The 14091-nt window shown below is 74.8% G+C and carries 12 protein-coding genes and 1 pseudogene; 3 read left to right on the top strand and 10 right to left on the bottom strand.

Translation table 11 applies throughout. The annotated features are described in order from the left end of the window. Positions 1–2: 2 nt before the first annotated feature. The 6 genes from IH54_RS0108215 to rsmI form a co-directional block, all read right to left on the bottom strand. Positions 3–923 carry a 4-(cytidine 5'-diphospho)-2-C-methyl-D-erythritol kinase gene (locus tag IH54_RS0108215; protein WP_031514356.1) on the bottom strand — a complete coding sequence of 307 codons (921 nt, stop codon included), beginning with the start codon at positions 921–923 and terminating at the stop codon, positions 3–5. A 7-nt stretch (positions 924–930) separates the two neighbouring features. Beyond that, positions 931–1785: a 16S rRNA (adenine(1518)-N(6)/adenine(1519)-N(6))-dimethyltransferase RsmA gene (gene rsmA, locus IH54_RS0108210; protein ID WP_031514354.1), complete on the bottom strand. Its 855-nt coding sequence runs from the start codon at positions 1783–1785 to the stop codon at positions 931–933. Positions 1786–1890: 105 nt separating this feature from the next. Further along, the gene (locus IH54_RS0108205) at positions 1891–3024 is read right to left on the bottom strand and encodes a resuscitation-promoting factor (RefSeq protein ID WP_234343410.1); all 1134 of its coding nucleotides are present in this window, start codon (positions 3022–3024) and stop codon (positions 1891–1893) included. A 111-nt stretch (positions 3025–3135) separates the two neighbouring features. After that, positions 3136–4008: a TatD family hydrolase gene (locus IH54_RS0108200; RefSeq protein WP_031514349.1), complete on the bottom strand. Its 873-nt coding sequence runs from the start codon at positions 4006–4008 to the stop codon at positions 3136–3138. A gap of 48 nt (positions 4009–4056) precedes the next feature. Beyond that, positions 4057–4398 carry a hypothetical protein gene (locus IH54_RS41450; protein WP_052397199.1) on the bottom strand — a complete coding sequence of 114 codons (342 nt, stop codon included), beginning with the start codon at positions 4396–4398 and terminating at the stop codon, positions 4057–4059. 344 nt (positions 4399–4742) lie between these two features. Then, the gene (gene rsmI, locus IH54_RS0108190) at positions 4743–5606 is read right to left on the bottom strand and encodes a 16S rRNA (cytidine(1402)-2'-O)-methyltransferase (RefSeq protein WP_031514345.1); all 864 of its coding nucleotides are present in this window, start codon (positions 5604–5606) and stop codon (positions 4743–4745) included. Between the two features lie 225 nt (positions 5607–5831). Between rsmI and IH54_RS0108185 the strand changes: the two genes are divergently transcribed. From IH54_RS0108185 to IH54_RS0108175, 3 genes are all read left to right on the top strand, one after another. Continuing rightward, complete coding sequence (locus tag IH54_RS0108185; protein ID WP_052397198.1) at positions 5832–7553, top strand: dolichyl-phosphate-mannose--protein mannosyltransferase; 1722 nt, start codon at positions 5832–5834, stop codon at positions 7551–7553. Between the two features lie 271 nt (positions 7554–7824). Then, positions 7825–9453: a penicillin-binding transpeptidase domain-containing protein gene (locus tag IH54_RS0108180; RefSeq protein ID WP_052397197.1), complete on the top strand. Its 1629-nt coding sequence runs from the start codon at positions 7825–7827 to the stop codon at positions 9451–9453. A gap of 243 nt (positions 9454–9696) precedes the next feature. Beyond that, positions 9697–10155, top strand: coding sequence for a MarR family winged helix-turn-helix transcriptional regulator (locus IH54_RS0108175; protein ID WP_043180225.1), 459 nt, complete (start codon positions 9697–9699; stop codon positions 10153–10155). 71 nt (positions 10156–10226) lie between these two features. Here the strand turns inward: IH54_RS0108175 and IH54_RS0108170 are convergent, their stop codons facing one another. The 4 genes and pseudogenes from IH54_RS0108170 to IH54_RS0108155 all read right to left on the bottom strand — a co-directional run bounded on the left by IH54_RS0108170 (position 10227) and on the right by IH54_RS0108155 (position 14034). Beyond that, positions 10227–11342 carry an NAD(P)/FAD-dependent oxidoreductase gene (locus tag IH54_RS0108170; RefSeq protein ID WP_031514335.1) on the bottom strand — a complete coding sequence of 372 codons (1116 nt, stop codon included), beginning with the start codon at positions 11340–11342 and terminating at the stop codon, positions 10227–10229. 171 nt (positions 11343–11513) lie between these two features. Beyond that, positions 11514–11921, bottom strand: coding sequence for a pyridoxamine 5'-phosphate oxidase family protein (locus IH54_RS39480; RefSeq protein WP_234343409.1), 408 nt, complete (start codon positions 11919–11921; stop codon positions 11514–11516). A gap of 49 nt (positions 11922–11970) precedes the next feature. Next, a pseudogene (locus tag IH54_RS39475) lies at positions 11971–12854 on the bottom strand (SDR family NAD(P)-dependent oxidoreductase). 4 nt (positions 12855–12858) lie between these two features. Then, a complete protein-coding gene (locus tag IH54_RS0108155) occupies positions 12859–14034 on the bottom strand; it encodes a serine hydrolase domain-containing protein (protein ID WP_031514332.1) in 1176 nt (391 codons plus the stop codon). Positions 14035–14091 lie beyond the last annotated feature (57 nt).

Here is a 14091-nt window from a genome sequence, read left to right as displayed (position 1 = left end):
GGTCAGAGGATCGTCGCCCCCGGGGCGGGCGCGGGCGCGGCGTAGGCGCGGCCGGGGAGGGTGGCGGCGAGGGAGTCCGCCGCGGCGGCGGAGGGGGCGAGGAAGGCGCAGGTCGGGCCGGAGCCGGAGACGAGCGCGGCGAGGGCGCCCCCGTCGAGCCCGGCGGCGAGCGTCGCCGCGAGCTCCGGCCGCAGGCCGACCGCCGCGGCCTGGAGGTCGTTCGTGAGCACCGCGGCGAGCCGCGAGGGGTCACCCGCCGCGAGCGCGGCGACCAGCTCGGGGTCCGCGGCCGGCGCGGGAAGGTCCGCCGCGAGGTCCCCGCCTCCCCCGGCCCGCCGCAGGCGATCGCACTCGCGGTACACCTCGGGCGTGGAGAGCCCGCCCTCGGCGACGGCGAAGACCCAGTGGAAGCCGCCCCCGACCTCCAGCGGCGTGAGCCGCTCCCCGCGGCCGAGGCCGAGCGCGGCCCCGCCGACGAGGCTGAACGGCACGTCGCTGCCCAGCTCCGCGCACAGGTCGAGCAGCTCCTCGCGCGACGCCCCGGTCCCCCACAGCGCGTCGCACGCGACGAGCGCGCCCGCCGCGTCCGCGGAGCCGCCCGCCATGCCGCCGGCGACCGGGACGGCCTTGTCGATGTGCAGGTGGACGTCCGGCTCGATGCCGTAGCGCTTGGCGAGCGCGACCGCCGCGCGTGCGGCGAGGTTCGTCCCGTCGAGCGGTACGCGGGCGACGTCCCGCCCCTCGGCGGTGAGCCGCAGCCCCTCCGCGGGCGCGGCGGTGACATGGTCGTACAGCCCCACCGCGAGGAAGACGTTGGCCAGGTCGTGGAAGCCGTCGGGGCGCCGGCCGCCGACGGTGAGCTGGACGTTGACCTTGGCGGGCACGCGGACGGTGACGGCGGTCACGGGCGGATCGCTCCTCATGGTGGCGTTACGGCTTGTGCTCGGCGATGGCGGCGAACTCCTCGACGGTGAGCGACTCGCCGCGGGCCTGCGGCGACACCCCGGCGGCCACCAGCGCGGCCTCCGCGGCGGCCGCGGAACCGGCCCACCCGGCGAGCGCGGCGCGCAGCGTCTTGCGGCGCTGCGCGAAGGCCGCGTCGACCGCGGCGAAGACGTCCTTGCGGCTCGCGGTGGTCCGCGGCGGCTCGCGCCGTACGAGCGAGACGAGCCCTGAGTCGACGTTGGGAGCGGGCCAGAAGACGGTGCGGCCGATCGCGCCGGCCCGCTTGACGTCGGCGTACCAGCGGGCCTTGACCGACGGCACCCCGTACACCTTGCTGCCGGGGCCCGCCGCGAGCCGGTCGGCGACCTCGGACTGCACCATGACGAGCGTGCGCTCGATCGTGGGGAAGGTCGCGAGCATGTGCAGCAGCACGGGCACGGCGACGTTGTACGGCAGGTTGGCGACGAGCGCGGTGGGCGGCGGCCCGGGCAACTCGGTGACGGTCATGGCGTCGGCGTGCACGAGGGCGAAGCGGTCCGCCCGCGCGGGCATCCGCGCGGCCACGGTCGCGGGCAGCGCGGCGGCGAGGACGTCGTCGATCTCGATCGCGGTCACCCGGTCCGCGGCCTCCAGCAGCGCGAGGGTGAGCGAGCCGAGCCCGGGGCCGACCTCGACGACGGTGTCGTCCGGTTTCACCTCGGCGGTGCGCACGATCCGCCGCACGGTGTTCGCGTCGATGACGAAGTTCTGCCCGCGCTGCTTGGTGGGCCTCACGCCCAGCGCCGCGGCCAGTTCCCGTACGTCCGCGGGCCCCAGCAGACCGTCGTCCTCACTCGTCACCCGCCCTAGGCTAATGCCCCCGGCGGGCGGCCCCGGCCCGGCGCGGGGCTCAGCACGGGCTCAGCGCGGGCTCAGCGCGGGGCTCAGCGCGGGCTCAGCGCGGGCTCAGCGGCGCAGCCGCCTGCCGCAGACGGGCCAGGGCGCGGTGCCGCGGGCGGCGTACAGCCGCCGGGCGCGCAGCGTCTGCTCGGCGGCGGGGGCGTCCTGCGGGCGGCCCCGCCCGCCCATGCTGCGCCAGGTGCGCACGTCGAACTGGTAGAGGCCGCCGTAGCGCCCGGACGGGTCCACGGCGTGCGGGCGCCCGCCGGACTCGCACGCGGCGAGCGCGGCCCAGTCCAGCCCGCCGCCCGGCCCGCCGCCCTTCCCGCCGGCCCCGCTCGCCCCGCGGGCCGGTACCGGCCCGGTACCGACCCGCACCACCTCGGTGACCGGCTGCCGGATGATCCGGCTGCCCAGCAGGCGCGGCGCCCCGGCCACGCCGTCGACGGTGCGCACGGCGTACGACAGCTCGCGCACCCCGGCGCGCCCGCGCCGTGCCACCCGGCTCGTCCCGCGCGGCAGCCCCGCGTCCGCGCGCCGCACGGTGCGGTACGGCAACGGCTCGCGGCGCACCGTGCCGCTGTCGCGGATCCGGCGCACCGTGAGGGTGCCTCCGTCGTCCGGGAAGGCGTCCGGCGCGGGCGCCAGCACGTCCCCGGCGGCCAGCAGCACCCCCGCGTCGGCGACGGCCCCGCGCGCGGTCACGGCGTGCGTGCGCACCAGGTGCGCCCGGCCGTCGGCCACGACGGTCACCCGGCGCAGCGTCCGCACGTCCAGCGCGAGCCCGCGCCGACCGATCGCGGCGCCGCGCGAGGCGTCCAGCAGCGCGCTGTCGGCCCGCACGCCCAGCTGCCGCAGGGCGGCCGAGACGGTCGTGGCGGTGGTCCACACCCGGCGCCGGCGGCCGTCGAGCGTGAGGGTCAGCGGACGCCCGTACCGTACGGCCACCGCGTCGCCGTCGTGCAGCGGGTGACCTGCGGCGGGCGCGACCAGGTCGTGCACGCCGACGGCGATGCCCTGCTCGCGCAGCACCCCGGCGACGTCGGACGCGGACGTCCGCACGGTCCGCGCGGACCCGTCGACGCTCAGCCGTACGGTCGCGGCGCCGGCCACGCCGGCTCCCGTGCCGCCGGCGAGCATCGCCACGACGAGTGCCTGCGGTACGAGCCTGCGCACGTTTCCGGCAAGGTGAATGCTCACGACGCCGGACCTTAAAGCCTAAAAGCGACATGACACCGCATTCACCCGCATACCGGGCGGGCCGCGTGTTGCGTACGCCCGGTCGGCTCAGCCGTCGTACCAGGCGCCGTGTCAGCCGTCGTAGCCGAACGCCCGCGCGGTGTTGGCGGCGACCGCGGCCGCGAGCACGTCCTCGTCGTCGCCTCGGGCGGCGGCCATCGCGCGCAGCGTCAGCGGTATGAGGTAGGGCGCGTTGGGCTGCCCGCGGTGCGGCACCGGCGGCAGGAAGGGCGCGTCGGTCTCGACCAGCAGCAGCTCGCGCGGCGCCACGGCCGCCGCGTCCCGCAGGTTCTGCGCGGACTTGTAGCTGACCGTGCCGGCGAAGGACATGTAGTAGCCGTGCTCGGCGCACACCTTCGCCATCTCCGCGTCGCCGGAGTAGCAGTGGAAGACCACCCGCTCGGGTGCACCCTCCTCCGCCAGGATGCGCAGCACGTCGGCGTGCGCGTCCCGGTCGTGGATGACCAGCGCCTTGCCGCGGCGTTTGGCGATCTCGATGTGCCGGCGGAAGGAGTGCTGCTGGTCGGCGACGCCGTCCGGACCCGTGCGGAAGTAGTCGAGGCCCGTCTCGCCCACCCCCAGGACCTGCGGCAGCGCGGCCAGCGCGTCGATCGCGTCGATCTCCGCGTCCAGCCCGGCCCGCCCGCCGCCCTCCGGCCGCCCCACGACCCGCGGCGCCTCGTTCGGATGCAGCGCCACCGACGCCCAGATGCGCTCCCAGGCAGCCGCCGTCTCGGCCGCCCAGCGCGACCCCGGCAGGTCGCAGCCCACCTGGACGAGCGTGTCCACGCCCACCGCCGCGGCCTGCGCGACCGCGTCGGCGACCGTGCCGGACTGCATGTCGAGGTGGGTGTGCGAATCGGCCACCGCGACCCGCAGCGGCGCGGGCGCCGGCGGGGGTGTGCGGTCCCGGTCCTTGCCGGCCCTGCTGCTCCTGTCTGCCATACCGACGATCCTAGGGACGACCACTGACAGCCGGAGCCGGGCGGGCCGTCAGGCCGTCTCGCGGTGGCGGTGCAGGAAGTGCAGGGCGGACCAGTGGTGCGGGCGGTGCTCATGGGGCAGATGCCACGGCTCGACGGCCTCCACGCCGGCGACCCGTCCCGAGCGCATGATCCGTACGCGTTCCCCGCCGCAATTCCCGCACGAGGGGCGGGTGAGCGGCGAGGGCACCGCCACGCCGTCCGCAAAGTACGTCACGCGGCCGCGCCCGAAGGCGTCCACCTCGTGCTCGATCTCGTAGGCCTGCTCCCAGCCGTACCCGCAGTTCAGGCACGCGAAGGAGTACGCCTCCCGCACCCGCGGCTCCGCGCCGCTCCCGGCTGTGCCGCTCATCACCCGCTCCTCCGCTCCGCCGCCCGCCGGGCGCAGTGCCCGGATCAGGACTCCCCTTCCAGCGAACCTCGCCCCTCGCCGGGGAGCAAGCGGGCCCCTTGCCGGGGAGGGCCGGCGGCTGGGCCGCCGGGTACGCCACGGACGCGGGGGAACCGCACGGACGGCACGCCACGGACGCGGGGGAACCGCACGGACGGCACGGCGCTCCGCCACCGCCCGACAGGGGGGCTCCGGATCGCTCCGCACCAGCCGGTGGAGGGTTGCCCGCGCAGTTCCCCCGCGCCTGCGGTGGTCGCCCCGCACGGCACAAAGAAACGCCCACCTCGCGCGGGAGCGCGGAGCGCTCAGGAAGCGGCGTGCTTCGCGGCCACCACCGCGTCGAAGACGTCCCGCTTCGGGACCCCCACCTGCGCGGCCACCGCCGCGATAGCGGCCTTGCGGCCCTCCCCCGCGGCCTCCCGGGCGGCGACGAGCCGCGCCAGCTCCTCCGGGCCGAGGTCCGCGGGAGCCGCGGCCGGCGCCCCCTCGACCACGACCGTGATCTCCCCGCGCACCCCGTCCTCCGCGGCCCAGCGGGCCAGCTCGGCGAGCGGTCCGCGCCGCACCTCCTCGTACGTCTTGGTGAGCTCGCGGCACACCGCCGCGCGCCGCTCCCCGCCGAAGACCTCGGCCATCGCGGCGAGCGAGTCGTCGATCCGGTGCGTCGCCTCGAAGTAGACGAGCGTGCGGCGGTCCGCGGCCACCTCGCGCAGCCGGGCGAGGCGCTCGCCGGCCTTGCGGGGCAGGAAGCCCTCGAAGCAGAAGCGGTCGACGGGCAGCCCGGAGACGGCGAGCGCGGTGAGGACGGCGGACGGCCCCGGCACGGCGGTGACGGTGATGCCGCGCTCGACGCACGCGGCGACCAGCCGGTAGCCGGGGTCGGAGACGGACGGCATCCCCGCGTCCGTGACGAGCACCACCCGCGCCCCGCCGGCCAGCGCCTCCACCAGCTCCGGGGTGCGCCCGGCCTCGTTGCCCTCGAAGTAGGAGACGACCCGCCCGGCGGGCTCGATCCCGAGCGCGGCGGTGAGCCGGCGCAGCCGCCGGGTGTCCTCGGCGGCGATCACGTCGGCCCCGGCGAGTTCCGTGCCGAGCCGGGGCGGCGCGTCGGCGGGGTCGCCGATGGGAGTTCCGGCAAGTACGAGGACGCCTGCGGCTTGCGTGGTCACCGTCCCAGTCTCGCACCGCCCGCGCCTGCCCCCGGCGCGTCCGGCGGCCGCACCGCCCGCCGGCACCGCGCGTCCCGCGGCGCCCTGCCGCCCGTCCCGCGCCTCGTCCCGCGCCCGTCCCGCGCCCGTCCCGCCGCGCGGACGGAGCGGGTTTACGGACAAACAGGGGCGCCCGGCGCCGACCCTCATCACATTTTCAGAGGCTTTCCCTACGATGGGCCGGTGATGAGTGAGACCGCGACGCAGGACCGGGCCGCCGAGGATGTTCCGGCCGAGGCGCAGCCGAGCCCCTGGGCCCAGCGGCTGCGCAGGTTCGGGTATGCGGAGCGGCCGCGTACTGACACCAGGGAGCGCCTGGTGCCGCCCTTCCCGGAGCCGGGGACGCGGTTCTGGCAGTCGCTGGGCCTGGGCCCGGCGCGGGCCCGGCTGGTGGCCAGGGCCAACGGCTGGCTCGGGCCGATCCTGGTGGCGGTGCTCGCGGGCGGCCTGCGGTTCTGGCATCTGGGCACCCCGCGCGAGGTCGTCTTCGACGAGACGTACTACGCCAAGGACTCCTGGTCGCTGCTCAAGCTCGGCTACGAGGGCACCTGGCCGGACGCCAAGATCGCCAACCCCGACATCCTGGGCCATCCGCAGACGATCCCGCTGAGCGACTCGCCCGGCTACGTCGTCCACCCGCCGGCCGGCAAGTGGGTGATCGCGCTCGGCGAGTGGATGTTCGGCATGAACCCCTTCGGCTGGCGCTTCATGATGGCGCTGCTCGGCACCCTGTCGGTGCTGATGCTGTGCCGCATCGGGCGCCGCCTCTTCCGCTCCACCGCGCTGGGCTGCCTGGCCGGGCTGCTGATGGCGGTGGACGGGCTGCAGTTCGTGATGAGCCGGATCGCACTGCTCGACCTGGTGATCATGTTCTTCGCGCTCGCGGCCTTCGGCTGCCTTCTGGTCGACCGCGACTGGTCGCGGGCCCGGCTGGCACGCGCGCTGCCGGTCGACGAGGAGGGCTGGGCGGGCCCGGACCGACAGGTCGGCGGGCGCAAGGGCATGGGCTGGCGGCCGTGGCGTATCGCCGCGGCGGTGTGCCTGGGCCTGGCGGCGGCGAGCAAGTGGAACGGCCTGTACTTCCTGGCCTTCTTCGCGCTGCTCACCCTCGCGTGGGACATCGGCTCGCGCCGCCTGGCGGGCGCCCGCAACCCGTGGCTGGCGGTGCTGCGCAAGGACTTCGGCTGGTCGGTGCTGACGATGTTCCCGGTCGCGGTGCTGACGTACGTGGCGACCTGGACCGGCTGGTTCATGTCCGACAACGCCTACAACCGGCACTGGGCCGACCACCGCGGCGGTACGTGGTCGTGGATCCCGGCGCCGCTGCGCAGCCTGTGGCACTACGAGTACGAGGTCTACCAGTTCAACGTCACGCTGCACACGCCGCACCCGTACCAGTCCAACCCGTGGAGCTGGCTGGTGCTGGGGCGGCCGGTGTCGTACTACTTCGAGTCGCCGAAGTACGGCGAGCAGGGCTGCCACGCGACGGGCGGCTGCTCGAAGGAGATTCTGGCGCTGGGCACCCCGCTGCTGTGGTGGTCGGCGTGCTTCGCGCTGCTCTACCTGCTCTACCGCTGGGTGATGCGCCGCGACTGGCGGGCGGGCGCGATCCTGTGCGCGGCGGGCGCGGGCCTGCTGCCGTGGCTGCACTACCAGGACCGTACGATCTTCTACTTCTACGCGGTCTCCTTCGTGCCGTACCTGTGCCTGGCGGTCGCGATGATGGTGGGCGCCTTCCTCGGCCCGCCCGGCTCGTCGGAGGGCCGCCGGATGTGGGGCGCGGTCGGCGCGGGCACGCTGGTGCTGCTCATCATCTGGAACTTCATCTACTTCTTCCCGATCTACACAGGTATGACGATCCCGTATTCGGGCTGGCAGGCCAGGATGTGGTTCGACTCCTGGGTGTGACCGGCGGAGGACCCGGGTGTGGCCCCGCGGACGACCCGACGGTCGTACGGCCCGCGAAGACGGCTGCGGGGACGGCCGCGGAGACGGCCGCGCACGGTTCCGGCAGTACGCCCGCCGGAACAGATCGGGGACGAAGCCGTGTCGCATTCGAGACCTGTCCCGTCACACCCGTCCCGTAAAGTGCGCTGAGAACGCGATCATTTGAACGCGTTCAGGGGTGGGGACAGGGGGACTCGGGATGCCACTGGCGCCTGGAGCGAAGATCGGGATCGTGGGAACGGTCCTGGTCGTCATGCTGAGCGTCGCGGGATACGGCGCGTACAACATCTACAGCGGCCTGAACGACGACGGCGGGGGCGGCGGGAGCAAGGACCGCACTATCGCGGACACGGCCAAGCCGGTCGCGGCGGAGGACATCACCAAGACGGCCGCTGCGTTCCTCGCCGCCTGGTCGTCGGGTGACGTGCAGAAGGCCGCAGTGCTGACCGACTCGATGCGGACGGCGACGGCGGCGATGACGTCGCTGACCAAGGATGCCAAGGTCAGCAAGGTCACCGCGACTCCGCAGCCGCTCAACGGGACCACCGTGCCCTTCACCGTGAAGGCCACCGTCTCGTACGAGAGCCTGCCGCCGAAGGAATGGGACTACAGCTCCCAGCTGACCGTCGACCGCAACCTGAGCGGCGAGCCTGTCGTGAAGTGGACGCCCGGCGTCCTGGTGCCCGGGGTCCAGGAAAACCAATCGATAGTCACCGGCCAGGCGACCTCTCCTCAGCTGGACCTGGTCGACCGTAACGACAAGGTCATGACGGTCGACAAGTACCCGGGTCTGACCGACGTCTTCACCGACCTGCGCAAGCGCTACAAGGGCACGGGCGGCACACCGGGCATCGAGACGTACATCGCCGACGCCCACCAGGACACCGTCAAGACGCTGCTGGTGGTCAAGCCCGGCAAGAACGCCCGGCTGAAGACCACGCTGGACGCCACGCTCCAGGCGGCGGCGGACAAGGCGGTCGCCTCCGCGACCAACGCGGGCGTCACCGCCCTCGACACCCGGACCGGCGAGATCCTGGCGATGGCCACCAACCCGCCCGGCGGCGAGAACTACGCGCTGGCCCTCAAGGCCCCCGGCTCGACCTTCAAGATCGTGTCGGCCACGGCGCTGATGCTGGCCCCGCACTCGAAGGCGTACCCGAACGGCATCGGGCCGAGCTCGGCCGCCCGGTGCGTGGACGGCTACAACGTGGTGGGCGGCAAGCAGTACCACAACGTCACCCGGGACAACCTCGACGCCGACCTGGCCTGGGACTTCGCCCAGTCCTGCAACACCGGCTTCATCCGGCTCTCCCCGAACCTCGAGCAGCCGAACGGCCTGTCCGACGTCGGCAGGAAGTACTTCGGCATCGGCGGCAAAGCAGAGCCGTGGTACGTCGGCACCGGCACCGAGGACGGCAGCATCCCGGGCGGCACGGGTGACGAGTTCACCTCGGAGATGATCGGCCAGGGGCAGGTGCTGATGAACACCCTGAACATGGCGTCGGTCTCCGCCACCGTGGTCAACGGGAAGTTCCTGCAGCCGACGATCCTCCAGGACAAGAGCCTGATCGAGAACCGCACCACCATCCCCACCACCCGGCTGCCCGGCTACGTGCAGCAGGGGCTGAAGCAGATGATGAAGCAGACCGCCGACCACGGCACCGCGGCCGGGCTCCTCAACGGTGTCGCCCGTCCGTACGGCGCCAAGACCGGCTCCGCGGAGGAGAACCAGGGCCAGGCCGACGGCTGGTTCACCGCCTACGCCGGCCATGTCGCCGCCGCGGGCGTGGTCGTGGGCGGCGGCCACGGCAACGCCTCGGCCGGACCGATCGTCGCGGCCGTGCTCAAGGCCGCTGCCTGACGGCTCCCGGCACCTCCGGCCCTCCCGCCGGACCGCGTGCGGTCCGGCGGGACCCGCCGTCCCCCTCCCGGGGCGGGGCCCGCCGGCCGCGGCGAAGAACGGGCAGGCGCACGCGTACGCACGCCGCCCGTCCGGACCCCCCGTCGTCTGCGACAACAGTAGGCGGAGGGTCTGACAACGCCCCGCCGCCGCAGCCGCGGCCCCAGTACCCTGAACGCCATGGGCAAGGACGAGGGCGAGCGCATGAGCATCGCGACCGCGCTGGTGCGCGCCGCCTTCCTCGTCAACGCCGTCTACGCCGAGACGGCCCGCGAATACGGCATCACCAGCCAGCAGGGCCAGCTGATGTGCGTGCTGATGCCGCGGCCGCGCGGGATGGCTGACCTGGGCGAGACGCTGGGCCTCGCCAAGTCGAGCCTGACCGGGCTGGTCGACCGCACCGCCCAGCGCGGCCTGGTGCGCCGCGAGCCCGACCCGGAGGACGGGCGAGCGGTACGCGTCGCCCTCACCGGCGAGGGCTCGACGCTGGTCGACGCCTTCTACGCCGAGACGTGCCGGCGCGTCGAACTCCTCCCCCAGGGGCTGCCGCCGGCCGACCGCGAGGCCATGGCCGCGCTGCTGGGCCGCGTCGTGACGGACAACCTGGTACCGGAGGTCTTCCTGGACCACGACGAGGCCCCGCCCCGCACCCCGCGCCGCTGACGGCAGCCGCGGCGGGGGTACGGGACGGGGGTACGGGACGGGGCTCCGGCCGCTCTGCGACCCGCACGGACTCAGGCGGTGCCGAACAGCTCGGCGAAGCGGCCGGTGAAGAGGTCCGCGCCCTTGTACTCGGCGACGGCGGAGGCGGGCAGCAGCGTGGGCGGGCTGTCGGGCTCCTCGGCGGGCACCTGGCCGACACCGCCGTTCGGCCCGAGCGGCAGCAGCACCGAGGGCACCGGCGAGGGCGTGTACGTCGCGGCGGGCCGCTCGCCGCGCACCTGGGCGGCGACGTTGGCGGCCACGACCGCGGCGTGCTTCATCGCGTAGCCCGCCATCTTGGCCTCGGCGAGGTCGGTGAGGTCGCCGAGCGCGTACAGCCGCTCGTGGCCGCGCACCTGGAGGGTCGCGGTCACCCGCACCTGCCCGCGCTCGGTCAACGCGCCGGCGTCCAGGCTGCCGGTGAGGTAGCCGCCGTTCACCCGCACCCCGTGGCAGCGGAACCAGATGTCCGCCTCGATCGTGTCCCCCGCCGTGGTGGCCACGGCGAACGCGCCTACCTGCCCGGCGGGCGTCGCCGGCTGCGCGGCGAGCGCGGCGCCGAGCCGCAACTCCACGCCCAGGGCGGTGAGCTGGCGGCGCAGCTCGGCCCGCAGCTCGGGCGCGAAGGACGGCATGACCTCGTCCGCCGGGTCGAGCAGGGTGATCCGCTTGCCGGGCCACACGGCGGCGATCTCCCCCGCCAGCTCCAGCCCGACCGGCCCCGCGCCGGTGATCAGCACGCGCCCGGCCGCCGACAGTTCCTTGTGCGCCAGCCGCAACCGGTCGAGCGCCTCCACGGCGGCGTCGCTGTCACTCTTCGCCGGAAACGGGTAGTCCGACCCGCTGGCCAGCACGACGTAGTCCGCATCGATCCGCCCGCCACCCGCGAGCGTGACCCCGCGCCCGTCGCCGTCGACAGCCGCTACCCGATCGCGCACCACCCGCCCGCGCGCCATCAGCCCGTCGTACGGAAAGAAAATGTTCCCCGCCCACTCCGGCTTCACCAGTGCCCGGAGCGACCCGGCCGCGTGCACGAACGCATCCTTCGGCTCCACGAGGACGACATCCACGCCGCCCTCCGCGTCCAGCGCCTTGGCGACACTCGACCCGCCGTACCCGCCGCCGACGACCACCACGGTGCTGCTCATGATCAGTACCCCATAATCGATAGGAGATCATCATTCGTAATACGAACCATAATAGTTCGTGCTACGAATGACAACCTCATGAGCTTCCCGGCCGCCGCGTCCGGACGGACAGCCAGGCAGCTGGGCCTCCCCGCTGGTCAGGCATCTCCACCGGCGGACACGTGGCTCAGTTCACGCGCGGTCAGCGACGACGGCGTCGTGCGCGGCCACACCGTGCCGTGCTGGGCCGGGTCGCCGCGCAGGCAGTGGACGAAGCGCGCGTGCCCACGCGACCTGTACGCGCCAGGTAGCGGACGACTCGCGGCGCCCGCGCGGCACGTCGAAAGGCGCCGGCTCGGCCCGCCCCCGGGCTGCGGCCCGGCGGACGACGCCGGTCGCGATGTCGCACACCTCCACCAGCGCGATCCGCGGATCCGGCGCGACGCGCCGGTGGAGCAGGGTCGACGGCCGGGTGAGCACCCGGAAGGCGCTTTCCTCCCACAGGAACCGCACCGGCCGCACCGTCGGCCTGTCTGTCGCCGCCCGGGCGGTCAGCGGCCGGCCGAGGAAGGCGCCGACGTCGAACGGCGGGGTCGTCATCCCCGCATCCTCGGCGGTCCGGCGCCGCCCCGCCACCCGGACCTTCGCCCTACGGCGGTGTCCCTACGCCCCGTGTCCCGGTGCCGGCCGTCCCTCGGCCCGAGGCGCGCCGCGGCCCGAGCGGCTGGACCGCGTCCACCGCCTCGGCGGCCTCGACGGCCGCCGCGAAGCCGGGGTTGCTGATCAGGATGCCGCCGTCCACCGGCAGCGTCACCCCGGTGATCCAGGCCGCGTCGGACGATGCGAGGAAGGTGACCGCGCCCGCGACGTCCGCGGGTTCGCCGACCCTGCCGAGCGGGTAGAGCGGCGCCGCGGCGTCGACCACCGACTCGCGGCCCGCCCAGGCCGGGGTCCGGACGGTGCCGGGAGCGACGAGGTTGACGCGCACCCCGCGCGGCGCCGACTGCACCGCAAGGGTGCGGGTCAGCGACATCAGCCCGGCCTTTGCGGCGCTGTAGGAGTGGTTGCCGAAGTAGGCGAGGCCGTTGACCGAGCCGACGTTGACCACCGCCCCGCGCCGGCCGGGCGCGGCGGCCAGGTGCGGCAGCGCCGCGCGGGTGCAGCGCATCGCGCCGACCAGCGTGACGTCGAGGTCGAGCCGCCAGTCCTCGTCGTCCTCGTCCTCGAAGGCTCCGCGGTGCTCGGCGCACCGGTAGGCGTTGTTGACGAGCACGTCCAGCGTCCCGAAGGCGTCCACCGCGCGGGTCACCGCCGCGTCCACGGCCTTGCGGTCGGCAACGTCGCAGCCGCGCCCCTCGGCCCTGCCGCCCGCGGCGCGGATGGCGGCCGCGGTCGCCTCCGCGGCCTCCGCGTCGATGTCGGCGATCAGCACCCCGGCGCCCTCGGCGGCGAACCCCGGCGCGCCGTCGCCTCCCCGATGCCGCGCGCGCCGCCCGTGACGATCACACCGTACGACTCGAAGCGTCCGCCCATGCGGTCAGCGTATGCACTCCCTGAGCGCCCTGACCAGAGCCTGTGCGCGGGGGTCGGCGGTGACGTTGCGCTGCATGCCGTTGGTGACGTAGCCGAAGCCGGTGCCGGTGTCCGGGTCCGCGAAGGCCAGGCTGCCGCCGCGGCCCGGGTGGCCGAAGGAACCGGGGCCGAGCATGGGGGCGGCCGGGCCGTGCAGCATGTAGCCGAGACCGAAGAGGGTGTTGACGACCAGCACCCGGTCGGGCCCGTCCGACTCCGGCGTCCTGGCCGCCGTCACCGTCGCGGGCGCGAACAGCCGGGGCCCGCCGTCCACCTCGCCCACCAGCGCCGCGTAGAAGCGCGCGAGCGACCGGGCGGTGGCGATGCCGCCGGAGGCCGCCAGCTCGCCGGCGCGATATGCCGGGTCGTTCTCGTCGGGCAGCGGCGTGATCGCGGCGAAGGCGCGCCGGGTGAGCGAGGCCGGGTCGGCGTACGCATCGTGCACGGAGCGCTTGGGCCGGCTGCGCAGCACCCCGGACACGGCCGGTTCGGGGGCCGCGACGTCGGCGATCGCGCCGACCTGCCCCGCCCGTTCGTCCGGCAGGCCTATCCACAGGTCCAGGCCCAGCGGCCGGGCTATCTCCTCCGCCGTGAAGCGACCGATCGTCCGCCCCGAGGCACGCAGCACCAGCTCGCCGGTGAGCCAGCTGAAGGTCTGCGCGTGGTAGCCGTGCTCCCGGCCGGGCGTGAAGAGCGGCTGCTGGGCGGCCACCGCGCGCGGCCCCGACGCCCCGTCGAGCGCCTGCTGCGGGGTCAGCGGCTCGTCCAGCGCGGGGACTCCCGCCCGGTGCGCCAGCACGTCGCGTACCGTCACCCGCTCCTTGCCGCGGGCCTTGAAAGCCGGCCAGTACGCACCCACGGGCGCGTCCAGGTCGAGCTGGCCGCGCTGGTGGAGCAGCAGCAGACAGGCCGCGGCCACGCCCTTGGTGGCCGACCGCACCGTCTGGGCCGTCTCCTCGCGCCACGGCCCGCCGCCGCCGGGGGTTGCCGTACCGGCCCACAGGTCGACGACGCGGCGCCCCTGCCGGTAGACCGCAACCGCCGCGCCGCGGTCGCCGCGCCGGTCGAAATTCCCCGCGAAGGCGGCGCGTACCTGCTCGTAACCGGGCTCCACCACCCCGTGCACCTCGATGCCGTCCATCGGCCGCCTCCTCTCCGCCGGGCCGCCGCCGCCCGGTGGGGCGGCTGTGTCCGCTGC

Origin of the sequence: Streptomyces sp. NRRL F-5123 (assembly GCF_000721495.1) — a bacterium.
Classification (GTDB): domain Bacteria; phylum Actinomycetota; class Actinomycetes; order Streptomycetales; family Streptomycetaceae; genus Actinacidiphila.
This window is presented reverse-complemented; position numbering and strand designations above follow the sequence as displayed.

Coding starts and splice junctions, on each gene's coding strand:
- IH54_RS41450 (WP_052397199.1), bottom strand. CDS start 4,398: ATGAGCGGCACAGCCGGGAGCGGCGCGGAGCCGCGGGTGCGGGAGGCG.
- IH54_RS0108200 (WP_031514349.1), bottom strand. CDS start 4,008: ATGGCAGACAGGAGCAGCAGGGCCGGCAAGGACCGGGACCGCACACCC.
- IH54_RS0108155 (WP_031514332.1), bottom strand. CDS start 14,034: ATGGACGGCATCGAGGTGCACGGGGTGGTGGAGCCCGGTTACGAGCAG.
- IH54_RS0108170 (WP_031514335.1), bottom strand. CDS start 11,342: ATGAGCAGCACCGTGGTGGTCGTCGGCGGCGGGTACGGCGGGTCGAGT.
- IH54_RS0108175 (WP_043180225.1), top strand. CDS start 9,697: ATGAGCATCGCGACCGCGCTGGTGCGCGCCGCCTTCCTCGTCAACGCC.
- IH54_RS0108215 (WP_031514356.1), bottom strand. CDS start 923: ATGAGGAGCGATCCGCCCGTGACCGCCGTCACCGTCCGCGTGCCCGCC.
- IH54_RS39480 (WP_234343409.1), bottom strand. CDS start 11,921: ATGACGACCCCGCCGTTCGACGTCGGCGCCTTCCTCGGCCGGCCGCTG.
- IH54_RS0108185 (WP_052397198.1), top strand. CDS start 5,832: ATGAGTGAGACCGCGACGCAGGACCGGGCCGCCGAGGATGTTCCGGCC.